Source organism: Peptoanaerobacter stomatis, from assembly GCF_000238095.2.
Lineage (GTDB): Bacteria > Bacillota > Clostridia > Peptostreptococcales > Filifactoraceae > Peptoanaerobacter > Peptoanaerobacter stomatis_A.
On sequence record NZ_JH815225.1, the window covers coordinates 234,975 to 256,964 of the forward strand.

The 21,990-nt window shown below is 29.3% G+C and carries 22 protein-coding genes; 18 read left to right on the plus strand and 4 right to left on the minus strand.

The window, feature by feature from the left end; genetic code table 11:
- Nucleotides 1-63: 63 nt before the first annotated feature.
- The 8 genes from HMPREF9630_RS00990 (at nt 64) to HMPREF9630_RS01025 (ending at nt 9,373) form a co-directional block, all read left to right on the plus strand.
- Nucleotides 64-1,194: a restriction endonuclease subunit S gene (locus HMPREF9630_RS00990; RefSeq protein WP_009526678.1), complete on the plus strand. Its 1,131-nt coding sequence runs from the start codon at nt 64-66 to the stop codon at nt 1,192-1,194.
- A gap of 51 nt (nt 1,195-1,245) precedes the next feature.
- Nucleotides 1,246-2,214: a site-specific tyrosine recombinase/integron integrase gene (gene xerA / locus HMPREF9630_RS00995; RefSeq protein ID WP_009526679.1), complete on the plus strand. Its 969-nt coding sequence runs from the start codon at nt 1,246-1,248 to the stop codon at nt 2,212-2,214.
- Between the two features lie 29 nt (nt 2,215-2,243).
- On the plus strand, nt 2,244-3,329 hold the full coding sequence (locus tag HMPREF9630_RS01000) for a restriction endonuclease subunit S (RefSeq protein WP_009526680.1): 1,086 nt from the start codon (nt 2,244-2,246) through the stop codon (nt 3,327-3,329).
- Nucleotides 3,330-3,417: 88 nt separating this feature from the next.
- On the plus strand, nt 3,418-6,762 hold the full coding sequence (locus HMPREF9630_RS01005) for a DEAD/DEAH box helicase family protein (RefSeq protein WP_009526681.1): 3,345 nt from the start codon (nt 3,418-3,420) through the stop codon (nt 6,760-6,762).
- A 177-nt stretch (nt 6,763-6,939) separates the two neighbouring features.
- Nucleotides 6,940-7,803 (plus strand): MBL fold metallo-hydrolase, encoded by an 864-nt coding sequence (locus HMPREF9630_RS01010; protein ID WP_009526682.1) that lies wholly within the window; start codon nt 6,940-6,942, stop codon nt 7,801-7,803.
- 142 nt (nt 7,804-7,945) lie between these two features.
- Nucleotides 7,946-8,398 carry a thioredoxin-dependent thiol peroxidase gene (gene bcp / locus HMPREF9630_RS01015; RefSeq protein ID WP_009526683.1) on the plus strand — a complete coding sequence of 151 codons (453 nt, stop codon included), beginning with the start codon at nt 7,946-7,948 and terminating at the stop codon, nt 8,396-8,398.
- A complete protein-coding gene (gene yaaA / locus HMPREF9630_RS01020) occupies nt 8,398-9,138 on the plus strand; it encodes a peroxide stress protein YaaA (RefSeq protein ID WP_009526684.1) in 741 nt (246 codons plus the stop codon). The genes bcp and yaaA overlap by 1 nt, the downstream gene beginning before the upstream one ends.
- Nucleotides 9,139-9,187: 49 nt before the next feature.
- The gene (locus HMPREF9630_RS01025) at nt 9,188-9,373 is read left to right on the plus strand and encodes a hypothetical protein (protein ID WP_009526685.1); all 186 of its coding nucleotides are present in this window, start codon (nt 9,188-9,190) and stop codon (nt 9,371-9,373) included.
- Between the two features lie 79 nt (nt 9,374-9,452).
- On the opposite strand, the gene ispD is transcribed toward HMPREF9630_RS01025, so the two are convergent.
- From ispD to HMPREF9630_RS01045, 4 genes are all read right to left on the minus strand, one after another.
- Nucleotides 9,453-10,142, minus strand: a complete 690-nt coding sequence (gene ispD, locus HMPREF9630_RS01030) for a 2-C-methyl-D-erythritol 4-phosphate cytidylyltransferase (protein ID WP_009526686.1) — start codon at nt 10,140-10,142, stop codon at nt 9,453-9,455.
- 173 nt (nt 10,143-10,315) lie between these two features.
- Nucleotides 10,316-11,332, minus strand: coding sequence for a tRNA (adenosine(37)-N6)-threonylcarbamoyltransferase complex transferase subunit TsaD (tsaD, locus tag HMPREF9630_RS01035; RefSeq protein ID WP_009526687.1), 1,017 nt, complete (start codon nt 11,330-11,332; stop codon nt 10,316-10,318).
- A gap of 20 nt (nt 11,333-11,352) precedes the next feature.
- Complete coding sequence (locus HMPREF9630_RS01040; RefSeq protein WP_009526688.1) at nt 11,353-12,594, minus strand: alginate O-acetyltransferase AlgX-related protein; 1,242 nt, start codon at nt 12,592-12,594, stop codon at nt 11,353-11,355.
- A 20-nt stretch (nt 12,595-12,614) separates the two neighbouring features.
- The gene (locus HMPREF9630_RS01045) at nt 12,615-14,057 is read right to left on the minus strand and encodes an MBOAT family O-acyltransferase (RefSeq protein WP_009526689.1); all 1,443 of its coding nucleotides are present in this window, start codon (nt 14,055-14,057) and stop codon (nt 12,615-12,617) included.
- A 278-nt stretch (nt 14,058-14,335) separates the two neighbouring features.
- On the opposite strand from HMPREF9630_RS01045, the gene ylxM reads away from it, so the two are divergent.
- The 10 genes from ylxM to HMPREF9630_RS01095 all read left to right on the plus strand — a co-directional run bounded on the left by ylxM (nt 14,336) and on the right by HMPREF9630_RS01095 (nt 21,952).
- Nucleotides 14,336-14,701, plus strand: coding sequence for a YlxM family DNA-binding protein (gene ylxM / locus HMPREF9630_RS01050; RefSeq protein WP_009526690.1), 366 nt, complete (start codon nt 14,336-14,338; stop codon nt 14,699-14,701).
- The gene (gene ffh / locus HMPREF9630_RS01055; RefSeq protein WP_009526691.1) at nt 14,698-16,032 is read left to right on the plus strand and encodes a signal recognition particle protein; all 1,335 of its coding nucleotides are present in this window, start codon (nt 14,698-14,700) and stop codon (nt 16,030-16,032) included. The genes ylxM and ffh overlap by 4 nt, the downstream gene beginning before the upstream one ends.
- 89 nt (nt 16,033-16,121) lie before the next feature.
- Nucleotides 16,122-16,361 (plus strand): 30S ribosomal protein S16, encoded by a 240-nt coding sequence (gene rpsP / locus HMPREF9630_RS01060; RefSeq protein ID WP_009526692.1) that lies wholly within the window; start codon nt 16,122-16,124, stop codon nt 16,359-16,361.
- 24 nt (nt 16,362-16,385) lie between these two features.
- Nucleotides 16,386-16,616 (plus strand): KH domain-containing protein, encoded by a 231-nt coding sequence (locus HMPREF9630_RS01065; protein ID WP_009526693.1) that lies wholly within the window; start codon nt 16,386-16,388, stop codon nt 16,614-16,616.
- 154 nt (nt 16,617-16,770) lie between these two features.
- Nucleotides 16,771-17,004, plus strand: a complete 234-nt coding sequence (locus HMPREF9630_RS01070; protein ID WP_009526694.1) for a hypothetical protein — start codon at nt 16,771-16,773, stop codon at nt 17,002-17,004.
- 42 nt (nt 17,005-17,046) lie between these two features.
- The gene (rimM, locus tag HMPREF9630_RS01075; protein WP_242822817.1) at nt 17,047-17,550 is read left to right on the plus strand and encodes a ribosome maturation factor RimM; all 504 of its coding nucleotides are present in this window, start codon (nt 17,047-17,049) and stop codon (nt 17,548-17,550) included.
- A gap of 5 nt (nt 17,551-17,555) precedes the next feature.
- On the plus strand, nt 17,556-18,233 hold the full coding sequence (gene trmD / locus HMPREF9630_RS01080; protein ID WP_009526696.1) for a tRNA (guanosine(37)-N1)-methyltransferase TrmD: 678 nt from the start codon (nt 17,556-17,558) through the stop codon (nt 18,231-18,233).
- 13 nt (nt 18,234-18,246) lie between these two features.
- Nucleotides 18,247-20,265, plus strand: coding sequence for an ATP-dependent DNA helicase RecG (gene recG, locus HMPREF9630_RS01085; RefSeq protein ID WP_009526697.1), 2,019 nt, complete (start codon nt 18,247-18,249; stop codon nt 20,263-20,265).
- A gap of 88 nt (nt 20,266-20,353) precedes the next feature.
- Nucleotides 20,354-20,812 carry a DIP1984 family protein gene (locus HMPREF9630_RS01090; RefSeq protein WP_009526698.1) on the plus strand — a complete coding sequence of 153 codons (459 nt, stop codon included), beginning with the start codon at nt 20,354-20,356 and terminating at the stop codon, nt 20,810-20,812.
- A 369-nt stretch (nt 20,813-21,181) separates the two neighbouring features.
- Nucleotides 21,182-21,952 (plus strand): hypothetical protein, encoded by a 771-nt coding sequence (locus tag HMPREF9630_RS01095; protein ID WP_009525823.1) that lies wholly within the window; start codon nt 21,182-21,184, stop codon nt 21,950-21,952.
- Nucleotides 21,953-21,990: the final 38 nt, after the last annotated feature.

The window sequence follows — 21,990 nt, forward strand, 5'->3', positions numbered from 1 at the left end:
AAAAAATATGAAAGGGAATCCGAATTATGTCTTAAATAAATTCGGGTTTGTATGGGATAGTGTATGAAGATGATAAAGCTTGGTGATTTAGCTTCTTATATTAATGGGTACGCATTTAAGCCTGAAGATAGAGGAGATGTTGGACTACCTATCATTAGAATTCAAGATCTCACTGGAAACGCACATGACTTAGGATTTTATAATGGAGAATATCCACCAAAGATAGAAATTAATAATGGTGATGTGTTGATATCTTGGTCTGCAAGTTTAGGAGTATATGTTTGGAACAGGGGTAAAGCATTATTAAACCAACATATTTTTAAAGTTGTTTTTGATAAAGAACATATTGATAAAAATTATTTTATATATGCATTGATGTGTAAACTTTCTGAAATGAAGACAAAAACTCGTGGTGCAACTATGAAACATATTATAAAAAAAGACTTTGATGCAATCATGATTCCCTATCCTCCTATATTGGAACAAATCAAAATTACTAATAAATTGGATAGGATTACTAAAATTATTGAACAAAGAAAACAAGAATTACAGTTATTAGATAAGCTCATAAAAGCCCGATTTGTAGAGCTGTTTGGTGATCCAATTAGAAATCCCAAAGGCTGGGATGTTGTTACCATAGGTGATATCATTGCCGATGTTAGGTATGGAACAAGTAAGCCGGCTGTTGAAGGTGGAAAATATCCTTATTTACGAATGAACAATCTTACTTCTGATGGTCATTTGGATTTGAATGATTTGAAATATATTGACATACCAGATGATGAAATAGAAAAGTGCGTTGTTAGAAAAGGCGATGTACTGTTTAACAGAACTAATAGTATTGAGTTGGTTGGAAAGACTGCAGTATTTGATTTGCCAGGGGATATGATTGTTGCTGGTTATATTATTCGTGTAAGACTTAATGGAAGATTGTTACCAGAAGTTCTTTCGCAGTATATGAATCTTGAAGTATTAAAAGATATACTGCGCTCTATGGCAAAAGGTGCCGTTAATCAGGCTAATATTAATGCGCAAGAATTACAGAGTATTAAAATTTATGTGCCTGATATGGAGTTGCAAAAACAGTTTATTGAGATGAAACGCCAAGTCGATAAATCAAAAGTTGCAGTGCAAAAAGCACTTGATGAAACGCAATTGTTGTTTGATTCATTAATGCAAAAATATTTTGGATAAATAAGTTTATTTATGGTTGGATGATGTTGGTAGATATAAGGAGATACCAACATGGAAGAGAAAATAGTATTAGTACTTAATGAGATGGCAGAGTACTTGTCAATTAGTCAAATGAAAAAACTTCAAGAAGTGATTATTCGTAATTTTTCAGAAAATGAGATCAAGAAAAAGGAAATATCCGATGAAGATTTTTTGAGAATGTTTCTTGAAGCAAAGCAGATAGAAGGTTGTTCGGAAAGAACAGTCAAATATTATAAAACAACGATAGAACACTTATTTTACAAAGTAAAATCAGGCGTAAGAAAAATTACTACTGAGGAAATGCGAGAATATTTATCTAATTATCAAAAGATAAATAATTGCACCAATGTAACAATTGATAACGTCCGTAGGAATATTTCCAGTTTCTTTTCGTGGCTTGAAGAAGAGGATTATATTTTAAAAAGTCCGATGAAAAGAATTCATAAAATTAAGACAAAAACGGTGGTTAAAAGTACAATCTCTGACGAGGAGATTGAACAATTAAGAGATAGTTGTAAAGAAAAGAGAGATTTAGCTATTATTGATTTGCTATATTCAACAGGAATAAGAGTGGGAGAGTTGGTAAACCTTAATATAGATGATATAGATCTTGAAGGTCGTGAATGTATTGTATATGGAAAAGGAGATAAAGAACGTAGAGTATATTTTGATGCGAAAGCAAAGGTTCACTTAAAAGAATACATAGATGAAAGAAAAGACGATAATAGAGCTCTTTTCGTTACTTTAGATTCACCTTATGACAGATTGAAAATAAGTGGTGTGGAAATTCGGCTTAGAAAACTTGGAAAAGAATTAAATTTGGAAAGAATACATCCGCATAAGTTTAGGCGTTCAATGGCAACCAGAGCTATTGATAAGGGTATGCCAATAGAACAAGTACAGAAAATTCTTGGACATTCACAAATTGATACAACAATGCAGTACGCAATGGTAAATCAAAATAATGTAAAAACATCTCATCAAAAATTTATGTCTTAAATAAATTCGGGTTTGCAGGAATAACATAAATGTTAAAAACAGTCGATGAGTGTTTCTTTTATATACAAAATGGAGCAAATATAAAGCAGGGAGATATTGATGGTGGATTTCCTATTACAAGAATAGAAACGATAGCAAATGATAAGTTTAACAGAGATAGAATGGGATTTGCTGGAATTATAAATCCAATAAAATATGAACAATATATACTTGAAGATGGAGATTTATTAATGTCACATATTAATAGCGTTCAATATTTGGGAAGAACGGTATTATATGAAAAGATGGAAGATGAAGTTATAATACATGGTATGAATTTGTTGAGACTAAGAGCAAATAGAAATATAATTAATCCAGCTTATGCAAAATATTATTTTTATGGATATAAGTTTAAAAAACAGCTTAATAATATTATTAAGAAATCTGTTAATCAAGCAAGTTTTTCAGTAAAAGATTTAAAAAAAATAATAATTGATATTCCTACAATATCAGAACAAGACAAATTAGTTAAAATTCTTGATAAAGCACATAAAATTATAAGAATTAGACAAAATGAGTTGCTTGAAATGAACAATCTTATTAAAGCCCGATTTGTAGAGATGTTTGGTACACCATATGGTAATGAAAAATGCTTTCCAATGATGACTGTTGACGATGTTATTGAGTTTACAGGTGGAGCTCAGCCAGATAAAAAATATTTTGAATATGAACCAACTGAAGATAATATCCGTTTGATTCAGATAAGAGATTATAAGACGGATAATTATATTACATATATTCCAAAATCAATGGCTAAGAGATTTTGTGATTCCGATGATATTATGATTGGTAGATACGGACCACCTATTTTTCAGATTCTTAAGGGTATTGAAGGTTCATATAATGTAGCTCTTATGAAAGCAATGCCAAAGATAGGAAATAAAGAATTTATAAGATATTTTCTTAAACAAGAATGTTTATTTAATTACTTGGATGGATTATCACAGAGAACTGCTGGGCAGAGCGGAATAGATATGCCTGCACTAAAAGCATATCCATTACCGTATCCACCGATAGAACTTCAAAACGAGTTTGCCATTTTTGTAAAGCAAGTCGATAAATCAAAATTGATATAGGAGATTTACATAAGAAAAATAAGATTAAAAATGGAAATTGACAATTTTATAAATATATTTAGAAAAAATATTGAATAGGAGGTTTCCTATGATTACAAACTTTGATTATCTAAAAAATGAATCAAAATTTTCTACATTTGCAGATGTTGCAATATCTGCAGAGAAAATCATCCTTATGGATCCTCAGGCAAGTATTATAAATAGTCGTAGAGCTATGGAGTTTGCATTAAAGTGGATGTATTCTGTAGATGCGGAACTTAAAATGCCATATCAAGATAATTTACAAAGTTTGATGAATGCAGAAGAGTATAGACAGATTGTGGGACATGATCTTTGGAAACGTATGGATTATATCCGTAGAAGTGGAAATAATGTTGCGCATAGTAACAAAAAACTTGGAAGAGATGAGGCTATGCTTTGTCTTGAAAATCTGTTTATTTATTTGGACTACATTGCATATTGTTATTCTGATAAGTACGAAGAACATTTTTTTGACAAAACAATAATTATTTCTCGAATAGAGAAAGCAAAGGAATCAAAAGAGAATGTTAATGTTGTAAAAGAAGAATTAGCAAAAGAACAGGAAAAGTCTGCAAAACAAGAACTTGATTTACAGAAATTAATTGCAGAAAATGCCTCACTTAAAGAAGAACTTTCGAATAGAAGACAGGAACAACAGCAAACTTATGTGCCTAAGCCTCTTGATTTATCTGAATATAAAACAAGAAAACTCTACATTGATTCTATGCTGATGGATGCAGGTTGGATAGAAGGTAAGAATTGGCTTAATGAGGTCGAACTTTCTGGAATGCCAAACAAATCTGAAGTGGGATATGCGGATTATGTTCTTTATGATGACATGCATAAACCATTGGCTGTAATAGAGGCAAAAAGAACTTGTGTTGACGTTTCTAAGGGAAGGCAACAGGCTAAACTATATGCTGATTTATTAGAACAAAAATATAAGAGAAGACCGGTTATTTTTCTTACAAATGGATTTGAAACTCATATTATTGATGGACAATATCCGGAGAGAAAATGTTCGCTTATTTATTCAAAAAGAGACTTGGAAAAGTGGTTCAATTTGATGAGAATGAGAACAAGTCTAAAACATGTCGTAGTAGATAAGAATATTGCCGGACGATATTATCAAGAATCTGCTATTAAAGCAGTTTGCAGTAGCTTTGATGAAAAGAATCGGAGAAAAGCTTTGCTGGTTATGGCAACGGGTTCTGGGAAGACAAGAACAGTTATTGCATTATGTGATTGTTTACTGAAATCAGGATGGGTAAAGAATATCTTGTTTCTTGCTGATAGAAACTCACTTGTTACACAGGCTAAAAGAAGCTTTGTAAATATGTTGCCTAATTTATCATGTACAAACCTTGTTGAAGAAAAAGATAACTATAGTGCACATTGTGTATTTTCAACGTATCAAACAATGATTAACTGTATTGATACGATAAATGATAAAGAAGGGAAACTCTTTACATGTGGTCATTTTGATCTTGTAATTTGCGATGAGGCTCATAGGTCTATTTATAACAAATATGCAGATATTTTTTCATATTTTGATGCTCCACTTATTGGACTTACAGCTACACCGAAGGATGAAATTGATAAGAATACTTATGAAACCTTTGAATTGGAAAACGGAGTACCGACTTATGGTTATGATTTAGCACAGGCTGTAAAGGATGGATATCTCGTTGATTATGTATCTGTTGAATTAAAACTTAAGTTTATTGAGCAGGGAATTGTGTATGATGAATTATCGGAAGAAGATAAAAAAGCATATGAGGAGACATTTCAAAATGAGCAGGGTGATTTGCCAAAATCAATAGGTTCATCAGCACTTAATAGATGGATATTTAATGAGGATACTATAAAACAAGTATTAAATATTTTGATGACAGATGGTATCAAGATTGATTACGGACAGAAATTAGGAAAGACTATTATTTTTGCAAAAAATCATGATCATGCAGAAAAAATTTTGGAAGTTTTTAATAAAGAGTATCCGTATCTTCTTAATTATGCAAAGGTAATAGATAATTATATGACCTACGCACAGAGTGTTATTGACGAGTTTTCTGATTCAAGGAAAATGCCTCAGATTGCAATTTCCGTAGATATGTTAGATACAGGTATTGATGTACCGGAAGTTTTGAATCTGGTTTTCTTTAAAAAGGTTATGAGTAAAGCAAAATTTTGGCAGATGATTGGTCGTGGTACAAGACTTTGTCCCGGTCTATTAGATGGAGAAGACAAGGAGAAATTCTATATATTTGATTTTTGCGGAAACTTTGAATTTTTCAGAATGAATAAAGGAAAAGCTACTGCTAACATGATTGCAATTCAAGGGGCAATTTTTAATCTGAAATTTGAGATTTCATATAAACTTCAAGATATAGATTATCAGATTGATAGCTTGATTGCATATAGAAATACATTGGTTAAACAAATGAGCGAGAAGGTACAGGAATTGCCAAGAAATAACTTTGCTGTTCGTCAGCACTTGAAATATGTAGAATTGTACTGCTCAGAAGCAAATTATCAGACTATAACATATGAAGATACATTGATTGTAAAAGAAGAGGTTGCACCTTTGATATTACCGGATAGAGAAGATATAAGCGCTGTGAGATTTGATGCGATTATGTATGGAATTGAACTGGCTTATTTATATGGAAAGAAGTATTCGAAAGCTCGTACTGATTTGTATACGAAAGTTGCAGGTATTTCAATTGTTGCCAATATATCTGAAATTCAAGCACAGTCAGCTTTTATTAATCAAATTCTTAATACAGATTATATTGATAATGCCGGAATAAATGAATTTGAAGAAATAAGAAAAAGGCTACGTAATTTGATGAAGTATATTCCAAAAGAAATGATTAAATATGTAACAAACTTTACTGATGAACTTATTTCAACGCAATGGAAAGAATCTGAGCTTGAGAATGATGAACTTAAGAATTATAAGGCAAAGGCAGAATATTATATTAGGCAAAATCAGAACAATATTGCTATTGCAAAGTTAAAGACAAATCAACCTTTAACTAAGCAAGATGTTGCTTCATTAGAAGAAATATTATGGTGTGAAATTGGAACAAAGCAGGATTATGAAAATGAAATTGGAACAAAACCGCTTGGTGAATTTGTTCGTGAGATTGTAGGGTTGGATATGAATGCAGCCAAAGAAGCATTCTCAGAATATTTGACAAGTACAAGTCTTGATAGCAGACAAATTTACTTCGTAAATCAGATTGTTGAATACATTGTTCATAATGGAATGATGAGAGATCTTTCTGTGCTTCAGGAATCTCCGTTTACAGATCAGGGAAGTGTCGTTGAGATATTTAAAGATTTGACTGTATGGATGGGAATTAGAAAGGTTATAGATACAATAAATAATAATGCGGCAGCATAAACTTTAAATTTTATTAGATAGGAATTTAAAATATAATTTTTTATTAAAATCATCATATCTGTTGCCGGTTTTATTAGTTATTGCGATAGATACATCCTTTTTGCTTAATATACATTTATTGTTTATATCTGCTTATTTAGTATAGATCCGGTATGAAAGGAATAAGGTTGAGACATTATGTCAAAAAAAGATTCGAAATTTCAAGTTAGATTTATGTCTTTTCTATTTCGTGGAAAAGAAATATTTAAACCTTTAAATACAGGTTTTATTGATAAAAAAGTAAGCTGTATCAGGGAATATGTAGCTAATATTTACTTTTATACAAAAGATGGTTATACTATTATGATTGATGCAGGATATAATTATGATAGACTTGCAGAAAAAATGAGTTGGCTTAATATTAATCCGAAAGATATAAAGGAGATTTTAATTACTCATCAAGATACTGATCATGTAGGAGCTATTGAAAGAGGCAGTGATGAATTATTTAATGAATCAACAATATATATCGGAAGAATTGAAAATGAGTATATAGAAGGTCATAAACGGCGTAAAGTCTTTTGGGGATTACATAAATTACCTCAAGTGTATATTGATAATAAAAAAGTCTTGATTGACGATGGACAAGTGTTTTATATTGGAAATATTAAAATAGAAGCTTTTCTTGTGCCGGGACATAGTTGGGGACATCTTGTATATTTGATTGATGATGCTTATTTATTTACAGGAGATACAATTTGGTTTGGAGCAGATGGCGGTTACGCATTTTTAAATATTCTTGCTGAAGATAGAAAGTTGCAAATTAAATCACTTAAAAGATTGGAAGAAATACTGAGAAAAAGAAATCTTAGGTTAAAGATTATTACAGGGCATACAGGCTGGACTGATGATATAGACTTTGCTTTTGCTCATGTAGATGAGGTTTGTAATTCATTAAGGCGAAAACCAAAAGTTCATGATCCTAAAGCACCATATGATGGCTTTGATGAAAGAGATGATACAAAAGCAAACGCAAGAGATGGTTTCCTTGATAAGTGTTAGAAATGTATATTTGCTTATAGTGAAAAGTATGCTTATTTGAAAAAAGGCAATAAAAATTGTATTAAAGTTTTTAAAATTTATATTTAGTAAAAAATAGTACACAATATGAACGAAAAAAATAACATAAAAAGGAGAAATTAAAATGTTAGAAATAGGAACTAAGGCACCTGAGTTTGAACTGCAAGATCAAAATGGAGATTTACACAAATTAAGTGATTATTTAGGTAAAAAAGTAGTCTTATATTTCTACCCTAAGGACAATACCCCAGGTTGTACTAAGCAAGCTTGTGGTTTCAGCGAGATGTATCCTCAATTTATAGAAAAAAATGCGGTGGTTATAGGCGTAAGTAAGGATAGTGTGAAATCTCATAAAAAATTTGAAGAAAATCATAATTTGGGATTTACATTGTTATCTGATGAGCAATTAGATACTATAAAAGCTTATGATGTTTGGAAAGAAAAAAAGAATTATGGAAGAACATATATGGGCATAGAAAGAACAACGTATTTAATAGATGAAAAAGGTATTATAATAAAATCTTTTGGTAAGGTAAAAGCGGCAGACAATCCATCGCAAATGTTAGGAGAAATATAGTGAGAATAATAATTTCGCCTGCAAAAAAGATGAGTGTTGATGAAGATGGCTTGCAATATAGTTCTTTACCTGTTTTTTTAGAGGATAGTGCAAAGATAATACGTTTTATACAGTCTTTAACTTATGAACAAGCTCAAAAATTATGGAAAGCTAATGATAATATAACCACGCAAAACATAGAAAGGTTTGCTGATATGAGCCTTACAAAAATGCTCACGCCGGCAATTTTTTCTTATGAAGGAATTCAATATCAGCATATATCTCCGTCCTCTTTGGAAGAGAGTATGATTGAATATATACAAAAAAATCTTAGAATTTTATCAGGATTTTATGGTGTGCTTAAACCTATGGATGGGGTAAGTCCATATAGATTGGAAATGCAAGCAAAAATTGATATAGATAATGTAAAAGGTTTATATGATTTTTGGGGAAGAAAATTATATGATGAAGTTATTGATGAATCACGCATAATTATAAATCTTGCCTCTAAAGAATATTCAAAATCTATAGAAAAATATATACAATCTGAAGATAAGTATATAAGTATCAGCTTTTATGAAATGTCAAAAGAGAAGTTAGTCCAAAAAGGAACTTATGCCAAGATGGCAAGAGGAGAAATGATAAGGTTTATGGCAGAAAATAATGTTCAATATATAGAAGATATTAAAAAGTTTAATTTTATGGGATATAAATTTGAGCATAATATATCTAATGAAAATGAATATGTATTTGTAAAATAAATTTTTATTGAGATTAGAAAATATTATTCAAATAATCAAGGATAAGGATATGAAAACAAAAGAAATTGAGATAATGGGTTGTATAAACGTGCCTATAAATACAGATACAGACTATGTTATAGACAAATTTATTGATTTTGTAGAGCAAAATAATTGGTTTTTTGGTGGTGGATATAGGGAGATAATAGATGGTCATTATGTAAATGAAGATGGAAGTCTTGGAGAAAATATATAAATTAGGTTTAGCTTTTTTTAAAATCCCCCATTTGAAATGGGGGGTTAAGTATCTTAGATATAATTAAATACGTTTTTAATCAGATAGACTTCAGATAATATTCAAACAGCATTATATCTTCTTTTGTTGTGAGTTTCAGATTTGGTAGGTCATTTTCTATTATATGGATGTTGTCATAGTAGGACATAACTATTTGTGTATCGTCTGTTATATCTGTGTTGCCTGAGTTAATGGCATTAATATGAGAATTATATATTATATCAAATTTGAAGCTCTGTGGTGTTTGTACATTATAAATGAAATCTCTGTCCAAATATTTTGAAATTTGACCGTTTTTTGCAATTATCATAGTATTTTTGGTCTTTTGTGCAAGTGTAACAGCTTTATATTTTTTTGTTTCTATAACGCATTTATCTATCATATCTGGCATTATCATAGCACGCACTCCGTCATGTATCAAAACTATATCATCATCTTTTGCATAGTTTTTTATATGAGATATCGCATTGAACACAGATTGTTGTCTTGTATTGCCGTTTGATATTAATGAATTGAATTTGCTTATTTTGAAATCTGATATTATAGTTTTTATATGCTCTTTATAATCATCAAGACATACTATAACTATTTCATCAATCAGTTCAGCTTGTTCAAATGCCATAAGCGTGTATGAAATTATAGGCTTGCCGTTTATTTTTATGAATTGTTTAGGTGTTTTTGACTGCATTCTACTGCCTGTACCACCTGCTAATATTACAGCTATATTCATACTATTTCCTTTCAAGAGTTTATTTAAAAAAAATATAATATACTTTAATTAACTATACTATTATCTAAATTATGGATATTTTAATTAGATAATAGTATTTAGAGTTATATTTCAAGTTGAAATACAAAAATTATAAAAGCATATTATATTTGAGAAAAATCTATATAAATTTTTTAATCTTTGCCTATATCATAAGACGCATATGCGTTCATACTCATATCGGATATGTTACCGCTAAGGTATTCATAATATCCACAGCTACCTATCATAGCACCGTTATCAGTGCATAGAGAAAGTGGAGGATAATATAATTTTAATTTTTCTTGTTCGCATATTGCGGTTAAAGTGTCTCTTAAATATGAGTTTGCTGATACACCTCCTGCTATGGCTATGTCTTTTATGTTTAATTCTTTTGCTGATTTTATCAAATTTTCACACAGTACGGATATTACAGCTTTTTGAAAAGAGGCTGCGACATCTGCTCTATTCACTTTAATATTTTTCATTTTCATAGTGTTAATATAGTTAAGTACAGCTGACTTAATACCTGAAAAACTGAAATCAAGCGAATTTTCAAAATGTGCTTTTGGAAAATCTATAGCATTTTCATTCCCTTCTTTTGCCAAGTTGTCAATTTTAGGCCCACCCGGATATCCAAGTTCAAGGCATCTCGCTACTTTGTCAAACGCCTCTCCTACAGCATCATCTCTTGTTTTTCCAAGTACAATATATTTTGTATAGTCCTCAACTTTTACAATATGAGAGTGCCCGCCTGATACAACAAGGCATAAAAATGGAGGTTTTAATTCTTTATGTGCTATATAATTTGCACATATGTGAGCTCTTATATGATGTACTGCTACAATAGGTTTATCAAGTGCAAAAGCAAGAGATTTTGCAAATGATACACCTACAAGTAATGAGCCTACAAGACCAGGTCTGTTGGCTACACTTATAAAATCAATATCATCAAAATTAATATTTGCGTCATTTATTGCTTTTTTGCATACATCATTTATATTTTGTATGTGATTTCTTGATGCAACTTCGGGTACAACTCCTCCGAATTTTGTGTGTATAGGTATTTGAGTGTCTATTATGTTTGACAGCACATCTCTGCCGTTTTTTACTATTGCTACAGCTGTTTCATCACAGCTCGTTTCAATGGCAAGTGTTATTAAATCTTTCATATTAAATCCTTTTTTTTAAATTATTTTGCTCCAAACTCAAACATATCAGGGAAATAATATACAGATGAAGGCGAACATATAAAAAGTACATAATCAGGTTTTAAAGTTTTAATTGTGCTTAATAAATTTTTTCTTATATTTTCGTATCTTGTATCCAATAAGTGAATTTGAGCTATATTTGTGCTTAAATATGCACTAAAAGGCATAGCAAATGAGTCCTTTATTATAGCTATTTTTGAATTGTTATCTATATTTTCATTTGTTATGATTTCATAAGGGCTTCCATATCCCATCATAGTAGTGTATTTATCTATATATATATCTTTACTTTCCAATATTTCTTTGTTTACAAAAACTTTTTCAAAATTACCCATTTTTTCACCTAATAAGGCAAAATTTTCATCGTATTTTTTATAACTGTAATTTGTTTCAAACGCAGGAATAATTAACTCGTAGTCATCTTTTTTTACAATATAATCTTTGCCAACTCTTTTACCCATTGAGCCTATATAAGTATTTTCGGTTTTTTGTACACTATAATTTGTAAGCAGATTGGAGTTGTTTTTGTTGTAATAATCATATGAAAGAGTATTTTTTAAAAATTCTAAGGTTTTTTGATATGCCCAAAATGCAGTTTCATTTTTCCAATGCGTATCTGTCATATAAAAATATCTTGTATCGTCCATTTGCTCTTTAAAGTAGTCAGAGTTCAGATTAAGCGTTGTTATACCATTTTCCATAAGAGTTTGATAAAGTTCATCTGAGTTTGTAGTTGCATAGTCGAGTACACCATAAGGAAAATTTTCTGAGTTTATGCTGTGTTTATTAGGAGGCATTATAAATGCTGTAGGTATTTGCGATTTTTCAAGCTCAGTCTTTACATAAGCGATATTTTTTACAGCTTTTTCATTTATATTTTTTTGAGGAATAATATAATAAAGCATATCGTTATTGCCTTTATATACACGTCTTTCAGCTAAACTGTCATCTACAAGTTTTTTACCGAAAAGTTTTTGCAATGCACCATATTTTTCAACAAAAAACAATTTTCCTGCAAAATTTTCATTAAAACTGCTTTCCAAGTAGTTGTGTTTTTCTTTTAATATTGAATCTTTTTCAAATAATGACAGCTTTGAAGTGTCAAAAGTTTTAGTGTTATCGCTGTTTATCAAATTCAAATAACTTATCGCTCCTAAAATTGTTAGAAACAACAAGAAAAATGAAATCAAAAAATATTTTTTCAATATATTTAATATATTCATTTAATCACCTGTTAAATAATCTAAAAATTGAAGTAAATAAAAGGGTTATAACTTCCTTTTATTATATATAATGTGCAAAGTATCAATAATATTACAATAACTATTGTACTGAAAATATTGTATACATAGGATTTTTCTGGATTTTTGAATATTATTTTAGGCAGTATTTTGAAAAAATTTGTGCAAGATAATATTGCAAATACATAAACCAATAAAAAGTCTTTTATATAAAATAGTGATTGAGAATTTACAAGACCTCTATTAGTTATGTTGAACATATTTGCTATATACAAAAAAGCACTTCTTATACTGTCGCTTCTAAATATAACCCAAAGTAGTACAATTACTACCATTGTATAAATTCTGCACAAAAAATATGGCAATATTCTATCTATAGATTTGTTGTTATGAGTGGCTTTAAAGTGTTTTTCAAAGGTTAAGAATACAAAATACAACAATCCCCAAAGTACAAAAGTCCATTTAGCACCATGCCATAAACCCGTTAATACCCAAACTATGAGTAGATTTATTATGGTTTTATTGAATCCTTTTTTTGAACCACCGAGTGGAATGTATAAATAATCTTTAAACCAAGAAGACAATGTTATGTGCCATCTTCTCCAAAAATCCGTCACAGATTTTGCAAGATATGGATTTTTGAAGTTTTCAGGAAAATGAAAACCTATCATTTTACCTATACCTATTGCCATATCAGAATATCCTGAAAAATCAAAATATATTTGCAGAGTATAAGATATTGCACCAAGTGTAAGCATTGCAAAACCGGCATCTTTAGGATCAAGCATAAAAGCTCTGTCAGCTACAATAGCCATAGAATTTGCAATCAAAACTTTTTTTGAAAGACCATAGACAAATCTTTTAAGTCCGTCATTTATATCATTAAGATTGAATTTTCTGCTTTTTATTTCTTTTGCAATATTGCTGTATCTTACTATAGGACCGGCTACTAATTGTGGAAACATACTTATATATAGCGCAAAATCCAATATATTTTTTTGATAATGTATAGAATCATTTCTTCCGTCATCATAATAAACATCAAACACATAAGACATTGCTTGAAATGTAAAAAATGATATACCTATTGGTAAAGGTATGTTTATAAGAGAAATATTGGCTAAAAATAAAGAGTTTATTGTAGCTATCAAAAAATTCGTATATTTGAAAAATGCCAACAATCCTATATTTAGTATAATGCTGATTATGAGAAGTTTCTTTTGTTTAGCCTTATCCCTTGTAGAGTGTATATTTTTAGCTATAAAGTAATTCACTATTATGGAAATAATCATAGCATATACAAAAATAGGCTCACCTGTAGAATAAAAATACAAACTGGCTATCAGCAAAAATATATTTTTTAAGCGTATATTAGGTAATAAAAAATATATTATTAGAAATATCGGGAAAAATAAAAATAAAAATAATGTGCTTGTAAAATTCATAATTGCTCCAAACTATATATTATTAAATTTAATTTGAGTTTATAATCAATTCCATAAATTGATAGGTAAATATTTTATTTTAAAATATATTTTTATATTATAACATAAAATCTAAAAAAATTCTTAAAATACAAAATAAAATTAATTACAGAAAAATTTTAATTAATATAATAGGTATTTAAACTTTCATATAAAAACCTCAAAAAAGTATTGACATATTTAATAAAATCAAATAAACTATATCAGGTGTAAAGTTAATTTGCTTTACGGTGGAGATTATGGAGATAAAAAAAATACTTGAAATTAATGAATTACTTGATATATACGGAGATTTGTTGACAGTAAAACAAAGACAGGTTATGAATCTGTATTATGAAGAGGATTTATCATTAGGAGAAATAAGTGAGGAGTTAAATGTGTCAAGACAGGCAGTTTATGATACAGCAAAAAAATCCGAGCAGTTATTATATTCTTATGAAAAATCTTTGGGTGTCAGAAATACCGGTTTAAAAAACAAAAATTTTAAAGAAAAATTGATAGCATATCTTATTTCTTTTGAAGATAAATATTCAAACAGTCTTACACAAGACGAACTGATTGATATAAAAAAGATTACTGAATTTTGTAAGGAGAGCTTGATATGATATTTGAGGGACTTGCAGAAAAACTTCAAAATACACTTCAAGGGTTAAGAGGTAAAGGAACTTTAAGTGAAAAAGATGTAGATGCTGCAATGAGAGAGGTTAAGCTTGCCTTACTTGAAGCTGACGTCAATTATAAAGTGGTAAAAGATTTTGTAAAAAGAGTAAAAGAACGCTCAATAGGTGAAGAAGTTCTAAAAAGTCTTACACCGGGACAACAAGTTATTAAAATTGTAAATGATGAGCTGAAAGAGTTAATGGGTGGAGTACAGAGCAAATTAAACATATCATCAAAGCCACCTACTGTAATACTTATGTCAGGTCTGCAAGGTGCAGGTAAAACAACAACTACAGGTAAACTTGCCTATAATTTGAAACAACAGGGTAAAAATCCTATGCTTGTTGCTTGTGACGTTTATAGACCTGCAGCTGTTAAACAATTGGAAATATTAGCGGATAAAGTCGGAGCAAAATTTTACAGTGAAGAAAATAACAACAATCCTGTACAGATAGCTACGAACTCTGTAGCAGAGGCAAAAACATTAGGATTTGATATAGTTATAATAGATACAGCCGGTAGACTTCATATAGATGAAGAATTGATGGATGAATTAAAAAATATTAAATCATCAGTAAAACCTCATGAGATATTGTTAGTTGTAGATGCTATGACCGGACAGGATGCAGTCAATATAGTAAAGACTTTTGATGAGGCTTTAGGTATTGATGGGGTAATTTTATCAAAACTGGATGGAGATACAAGAGGAGGCGCTGCACTTTCTATAAGAGCAGTTACCGACAAACCTATAAAATTTTCTGCAACAGGCGAAAAAATAGGAGATTTGGAGCCGTTTTATCCTGATAGAATGGCAAACAGAATACTCGGCATGGGAGATGTACTCTCACTCATAGAAAAAGCGCAATCATCAGTTGATATGGATGCCATAAAAGGATTGGATTCAAAGATGAAAAATATGGATTTCAACTTTGATGACTTTTTACTTCAAATGCAACAGATAAAAAAAATGGGTTCATTGAAAAGTTTGATTGAAATGATACCGGGACTTTCAAAACAGATGAAAAATATAGATGTAGATGATAAGGAACTTGTTAAAATAGAAGCTATAATACAATCTATGACAAAACAAGAGCGTGCAAACCCGTCAATAATAAACGGCAGTCGCAAACTTAGGATAGCAAAAGGCTCAGGAATGCAAGTCAATCAAATCAACAGATTATTAAAACAGTTTGAAGAGACAAGGAAGATGATGAAGCAGATGAGCAATTTTACTAAAGGTAAGAAAAAAATGAAATTCCCGTTTTTAGGAATGTAAATTTCAGTTAATTATTTTAAATAATTATTATAAATAATCCGGAAATATAAAAAATATATTTCTGAAATATCATTTGGGAGGTGAAAAAATTGGTAAAGATAAGATTAAGAAGAATGGGAGCAAAAAAAAGACCATTTTATAGAATAGTAGTAGCTGATGCAAGATCTCCAAGAGATGGAAGATTTATTGAAGAAGTAGGCTTTTACAATCCTATGGGTTCTAAAGATGTGAAAATAGATTCTGAAAAAGCGAAAAAATGGTTATCTACAGGTGCACAACCAACAGAAGTAGTTAAATCATTATTTAAGAAAAATGGCATTATGGAATAACAATCACAAAATAGGGGGCTGAAAATGAGAGAACTATTAGACGTAATTGTAAAATCTTTGGTTGATAAACCGGAGGAAGTAGTGATAACAGAGAATCACGGAGAATATTCTGTAATAATAGAACTCAGAGTTGCAAAAGATGATATGGGTAAAGTTATAGGAAAACAAGGAAGAATTGCAAAAGCAATCAGAACTGTACTTAAAGCTGCATCTATAAAAGAAAATAAAAAAGTAACTCTTGAAATAATAGGCTAATAAAAAAACTGCTACAATTTATGTGGCAGTTTTTTTATTAGCATGTTATAAAAATATTAACTGTAAATAAAAAATAATTTATAAAAATTCACTACTTTAATAAAATATGATATAATATAAGGGATAATTTTAAAAGAAATTGGGGGTGTTTTGTATGTATATAAGTTCTGATAATAAAGATAAAGATATGTTTTATACAAAGATGAAATTATTTACAAATTATGATAGCAGATGGATTGATGGAAATATAGTCAAATATGAAAAAATACATTTTAAAGCTCCTGATGAAAAAATATATAATTCCAAGAAAACTATAATAAAATATTATCAGGTGGATTATGAAAATGTCCAAGATAATGAGTTAACAGAAAATGAAAATGAAATATAAATGTAATAAGAAATATTTTCAATAATATAAAAATTTTAGAGGGTGCTGAACTTGGAACGAGATAAAATAAGAATAGGCAAAATAATAAAATCGCATGGTCTAAAAGGTGAATTTAAGATATATCCATATACAAGCGATGTTTCTTCATTTAAGAATTATAAGACTATATATGTGGAAGATATTGAAACTCCATACAACTTGCAATATGTTAAAAATATGAATAATTTATTGATAGGTAAATTTAAAGAAATTGACAATATAGATAATTTGCCTGAAATTTTAGGCAAAAGTATATTTATAGACTATAGTGAAAAAAGACAAATGCAAGAAGATGAATATCTTATAAGCGAGTTAGTAGGGTTGGAAGTCTATGAAGGAGATAAGTTAATAGGAATAATTGTTGATGTCTTACAATATGGAGCAAATGATGTATTTAAAATAAAATCTGGCTCTATAGAAAGATTTATACCGAATGTAAAAAAATTCATTAAAAAAATAGATATGATTGAAAAAAAGATAACAGTAGAACTTATAGAAGGAATGTAGGATATATGGTTTTTAATATAATGACGCTTTTTCCGGACATTATAAACGCATATGTAAATCAAAGCATCATAAAAAATGCAATAGAAAACGAATTAATACAAGTAAATGTACATAATATCAGAGATTATTCGGCAAATAAGCATAAAAAAGTAGATGACTATCCTTATGGTGGCGGTGGTGGAATGATAATGACAGTACAGCCCATATATGATTGTTATGTAAATATAAAAAAAAATAATCCTTCTACAAAATTGATATATTTTTCACCAAAAGGAAAAGTTTTAAATAATAAACTTTCATACGAATATGCTAAATATGATAATATAACTTTGTTGTGCGGACATTATGAGGGAATAGATGAACGCATAATAGATATGATAGTTGATGAAGAGATATCCATAGGAGATTATGTGCTTACAGGTGGAGAATTGCCTGCACTTGTGTTTTTAGATTCAGTTTCAAGAAAGATAGACGGTGTTTTGTCATCACAAGACAATGTTCAAGACGAAAGTTTTGAGGACGGTATGCTCGAATATCCGCAGTATACAAGACCGGCAGAGTTTAACGGAATGAAAGTGCCTGATGTGTTACTTAGCGGAAATCATCAAAACATATACAAGTGGAGAAAAGAACAGTCGCTTGAAATAACAAAAAAAAGGCGACCGGATCTAATGAAATTTTAATTTAAGGTATGATATGAATTTAAATGATAATGTTATAAATTTGCCGAAAATAGGCGAAAAAAAGCAAAAAGTTTTACAAAATATGGGAGTGAGTACGATTTATGACTTACTCCATTATTTTCCGAGAAAATATGAGGACAGGAGCATATTTAAAAAACTAAATGAAATAAAAGCAAAAGAAAAAGCAAGTGTAAAAGCAAAAATTATAAGATTTGAAAAGGTAAATCTAAAGTTCAAAAAAAGCATTATAAACATATATGTAAGTGATGATACATCTACAGCTTGTATAAAACTGTTCAACAACAATTTTATATTACCTGAGCTTGAAAAAGGAAGATATATATTTTTTTATGGTCAAGCTGAAGAAAACTATGATCTACTGCAATTCAATTCACCTGAAATAGAATTTGATAAAGCTGAAAAAAAAATAGGTATGATATATCCAATATATCCGCTTTCAAACGGTATAAAAAATAGTGAGATATTAAGTGCAGTGAAATATTCAATTGAAAATGCGGATATGACATCATTAGAATATCTGCCGAATGAATATCTTGAAAAATACAGACTTATTCCTACATATGACGCTATAAAAAATATTCATATGCCTAAGAATATAAATATATTGAAACAAAGTAGATACAGATGTATATTCAATGAATTTTTTGAATTGAATATATTTTTAAATGCTCAAAAATCTAATGTTCAAAAAAGTGTCGGTATAAAATTTAAAAAATCGGAAAATATAAATGACATTATAAAAAAACTGCCTTTTGAACTTACAAATGCACAAAAAAAAGTATTAGATGATATATTTTCAGATATGAATAAAGATGTTCCCATGAGAAGATTAATACAGGGTGATGTAGGTTCAGGTAAGACTATAGTAGCGTTTTTAAGCATATATAATAGTTGTATGAATGGTTACCAAAGTGTATTTATGGTACCTACAGAAGTTTTGGCTGTTCAGCACTATGAAAATGCATTAGATTTTTTTAAAAATACTGATATAAAAGTAAAATTACTTATAGGCAGTACAAAAAATAAAACTAAATTATATGAAGAAATTGAAAATGGTGAAGTAAATGTGGTAATAGGAACTCAGGCTCTTATACAAGACAAAGTTATATTTAAAAAATTGGGATTGGTCATAACTGATGAGCAACACAGATTTGGTGTAAATCAGCGAAAAAAACTTGAAGAAAAATCAAATGAAAATCCTGATATAATTGTAATGAGTGCAACACCTATACCACGAACTCTGTCACTTGTAATACATAAAGACCTTGATGTGTCTGTTATAGGAGAATTACCACAAAACAGACTTCCCATAAAGACAGTTGCGGAACGTAAAATAAATGAGCAAAAGATTTTTGAATTTATAAAAAAACAAGTGCAAATAGGTAGACAGGCGTATATAGTTTGCCCGCTTGTTGAAGAAAACTATGATTTGGATCTTATATCGGTTAATGAATTGTACGAAAAATTACTTGATATTTTTCCTAAAGAGTATTCGATAAAAGTTCTGCATGGTAAGATGAAAGCTAAAGAAAAGGAAGATATATTAAAAGATTTTCAAGAAAACAATATTAATATATTGATTTCTACAACAGTTATAGAAGTTGGTATAAATGTACCGAATGCTACAATAATGGTAATCTATGATGCTCAGAGGTTCGGATTATCACAACTTCATCAATTGCGTGGAAGAGTAGGCAGAGGAGATAAACAATCGTATTGTGTACTGCTGTATGACAACGCAAATAAAATTACAATGCAGAGAATACAAACTTTAGTTGATACAAATGACGGTTTTGAAATTGCAAAGAAAGACTTGCAATTAAGAGGAGCTGGAGAGATTTTTGGAGTAAAACAACATGGCATACCTGAATTTAAAATAGGTGATATAATGCAAAATATAGATATATTGGAGTTTGCGCAAAAATGTGCAAATGAAGTAATGGATCATATGGATAGCAGATATATAACAAACATAATAGAAACAATATATTCAAGGATGAATATATCGTAGTTTTAATAAAAATTAAAGAAAAAGTTATCTCTTAGTAAATACAAAATAATTTTAAAATTTTTTAGAGTAATTAAAATAGGGGGTTTTTATGAAATTAGCTGAAGCTTTGCAAGAACGTGCAGATTTGAATAGAAATATTGAACAGTTGAGAGTACGTTTAGAAAACAACTGTATTGTTCAAGAAGGTGAAACAACTGCAGAAGATCCGATTGAATTGATAAAAGAACTCGATTTGTCAGTAGAGAAATTAAATAAGCTTATGGCTGCAATAAATCTTACAAATTGTACTACAATTGTTGATAATAAACCACTTACAGCTATGATTGCTCAAAAAGATGCGTTATCTGTTAAATTGTCCGTATATAGAGATGTTATAAATACGGCAAGTCGTACAGCTTATAGAGCAACAAGAAAGGAAATTCGTATATTATCAGCTATAGATGTAAAAGAGCTACAGAAAAAAGCTGATGAAATTGCTAAAAATATAAGACAGATAGATAATAAATTACAAGAGACTAATTGGAATACAGATATTGATTTTATTTGATTAAATTTTAAATTATTATAATATTAAGTTGGTAGCTTAAATAGGGCGAATGTTATCTTAGTGGTTTGAAATAAACCTCTTTAATACAATAATAGTACCGTAGGGCAGGTAAAAATATAATTGTTATGCCCAGATAATGTACAAGCGTATATTTATTTTGTAAATGTAATTACCGAACATTGACTATATTAAGTGAGGGCGGGAATGGGGGATTTTCATCAATATCATTCACTATATTTATAAAATCTGCTTTTAATACAAAAATGTGGGTATAAAAAATAAAAGTATATTACATTTTCACAAAATTCTTATGAAAATGAAAAATGCTTATTAATTTTAACCCAAATAAATATGCTATTGGAGAACAGAATGTTAGAAAGCAATTTTTTAGACCTTATTAATGATAACTACTATATGATATGTATATTTGATGAAAATAAAAATGTTGTTTCAAAAAACAAAAAATTTAATATATTTTTTCAAAAATTAAACAATTATGCAGAGTTTGAAAAAAACTTCATAGAGTATGACGATAGTGGAGTAAGTAGTACGGCTTATATTAAATCTCCTGATTTTGACGGTATTATGAAATTTGAACTATCAAAATCAGAGGGAAATATTCTTGCGATAGGTACAAAGATAAACTATGATAAAGTTATGTCTATGCTGAAAATGGTGGAGAGTAAATATGAAGATGAAGACGAAATTAAAAGTATAAACTTCAATAAAAATAAACTCAAACCATATTGTACATTTATGGTGGATGATTTATGGACTGTTAAGTATTTTTCAGACAATATATATTCATTGCTGAATATAAAAAATCCGTATCTTAAATCAGTAAGCGATGTTTTCGGCAAGGAGTTTTTTGAAAAGATAAATGAACAATTAGATTATTTAGACATATTCAATGATTTATGTATAGAGTATGATGATAAACTCGTAGTAATGACAAAATCTCAATATGGTTATACTATAATAAACATATATCCGTATTCAAATAATGTCTGTAATAAATTTGAAGAAGTTACAAGATTGAAGTATCAAATAGAAAAATTAGAAAATGAGTTAGAGAGAAGAAAAAAGCTTATAGATTTACAAAAGGATATGATAAAAGATTTAAGTACAAAGATAGGATGATATCTTTGTTCTTATTTTATTATCAATTTTATACTAAT

Excerpts from the sequence above, each read along its gene's own strand:
- HMPREF9630_RS01070 (WP_009526694.1), top strand. The coding sequence starts at position 16,771 with ATGTATATAAGTTCTGATAATAAAGATAAAGATATGTTTTATACAAAG.
- HMPREF9630_RS01040 (WP_009526688.1), bottom strand. The coding sequence starts at position 12,594 with ATGAATATATTAAATATATTGAAAAAATATTTTTTGATTTCATTTTTC.
- HMPREF9630_RS01010 (WP_009526682.1), top strand. The coding sequence starts at position 6,940 with ATGTCAAAAAAAGATTCGAAATTTCAAGTTAGATTTATGTCTTTTCTA.
- tsaD (WP_009526687.1), bottom strand. The coding sequence starts at position 11,332 with ATGAAAGATTTAATAACACTTGCCATTGAAACGAGCTGTGATGAAACA.
- HMPREF9630_RS01090 (WP_009526698.1), top strand. The coding sequence starts at position 20,354 with ATGAAATTAGCTGAAGCTTTGCAAGAACGTGCAGATTTGAATAGAAAT.
- HMPREF9630_RS01045 (WP_009526689.1), bottom strand. The coding sequence starts at position 14,057 with ATGAATTTTACAAGCACATTATTTTTATTTTTATTTTTCCCGATATTT.
- HMPREF9630_RS01095 (WP_009525823.1), top strand. The coding sequence starts at position 21,182 with ATGTTAGAAAGCAATTTTTTAGACCTTATTAATGATAACTACTATATG.
- recG (WP_009526697.1), top strand. The coding sequence starts at position 18,247 with ATGAATTTAAATGATAATGTTATAAATTTGCCGAAAATAGGCGAAAAA.
- ispD (WP_009526686.1), bottom strand. The coding sequence starts at position 10,142 with ATGAATATAGCTGTAATATTAGCAGGTGGTACAGGCAGTAGAATGCAG.
- ffh (WP_009526691.1), top strand. The coding sequence starts at position 14,698 with ATGATATTTGAGGGACTTGCAGAAAAACTTCAAAATACACTTCAAGGG.
- HMPREF9630_RS01065 (WP_009526693.1), top strand. The coding sequence starts at position 16,386 with ATGAGAGAACTATTAGACGTAATTGTAAAATCTTTGGTTGATAAACCG.
- ylxM (WP_009526690.1), top strand. The coding sequence starts at position 14,336 with ATGGAGATAAAAAAAATACTTGAAATTAATGAATTACTTGATATATAC.
- trmD (WP_009526696.1), top strand. The coding sequence starts at position 17,556 with ATGGTTTTTAATATAATGACGCTTTTTCCGGACATTATAAACGCATAT.
- HMPREF9630_RS01025 (WP_009526685.1), top strand. The coding sequence starts at position 9,188 with ATGAAAACAAAAGAAATTGAGATAATGGGTTGTATAAACGTGCCTATA.
- HMPREF9630_RS00990 (WP_009526678.1), top strand. The coding sequence starts at position 64 with ATGAAGATGATAAAGCTTGGTGATTTAGCTTCTTATATTAATGGGTAC.
- bcp (WP_009526683.1), top strand. The coding sequence starts at position 7,946 with ATGTTAGAAATAGGAACTAAGGCACCTGAGTTTGAACTGCAAGATCAA.
- HMPREF9630_RS01005 (WP_009526681.1), top strand. The coding sequence starts at position 3,418 with ATGATTACAAACTTTGATTATCTAAAAAATGAATCAAAATTTTCTACA.
- xerA (WP_009526679.1), top strand. The coding sequence starts at position 1,246 with ATGGAAGAGAAAATAGTATTAGTACTTAATGAGATGGCAGAGTACTTG.
- HMPREF9630_RS01000 (WP_009526680.1), top strand. The coding sequence starts at position 2,244 with ATGTTAAAAACAGTCGATGAGTGTTTCTTTTATATACAAAATGGAGCA.